The organism is Desulforhopalus sp. IMCC35007, assembly GCF_005116575.1.
Lineage (GTDB): Bacteria > Desulfobacterota > Desulfobulbia > Desulfobulbales > Desulfocapsaceae > Desulforhopalus_A.
Map to the genome: position 1 here is coordinate 1 of NZ_SWCN01000080.1, position 764 is coordinate 764.

General features: G+C 48.7%; 1 rRNA gene. It reads left to right on the plus strand.

From position 1 onward, the window contains the following. Nucleotides 1-764 (plus strand): 23S ribosomal RNA (locus FCL48_RS24685); the annotation flags it as partial.

Here is a 764-nt window from a genome sequence, read left to right on the forward strand (position 1 = left end):
GGGAGGACCATCTTCCAAGGCTAAATACTAACCGATGACCGATAGTGAACGAGTACCGTGAGGGAAAGGTGAAAAGAACCCCGGGAGGGGAGTGAAATAGAAACTGAAACCGTTAGCTTACAAGCAGTAGGAGCACTATGTATTTATACAGTGTGACTGCGTGCCTTTTGCATAATGAGTCAACGACTTACCCTATGCAGCGAGGTTAAGCCGAGAGGTGGAGCCGCAGCGAAAGCGAGTCTTAACTGGGCGAATGAGTTGTATGGGGTAGACCCGAAGCCGGGTGATCTATCCATGGCCAGGGTGAAGTCTCGGTAACACGAGATGGAGGCCCGAACCGATATAGGTTGAAAACTGTTCGGATGAGCTGTGGATAGGAGTGAAAGGCTAATCAAACTCGGTGATAGCTGGTTTTCTCCGAAATATATTTAGGTATAGCCTCGCATGATGACTGACGGAGGTAGAGCACTGACAAGACTAGGGGGCCCACCGGCTTACCAACTCTTTTCAAACTCCGAATACCGTCAAGTTCTAGTGCGGGAGTCAGACTACGGGAGATAAGTTCCGTGGTCGAAAGGGAAAGAACCCAGACCGTCAGCTAAGGTCCCTAAACTATGCTAAGTGGAAAAGGATGTGGAATTGTTTATACAACCAGGAGGTTGGCTTAGAAGCAGCAACCCTTTAAAGAAAGCGTAATAGCTCACTGGTCTAATGATACCGCGCCGAAAATTTAACGGGGCTAAGCATAGTACCGAAGCTACGGA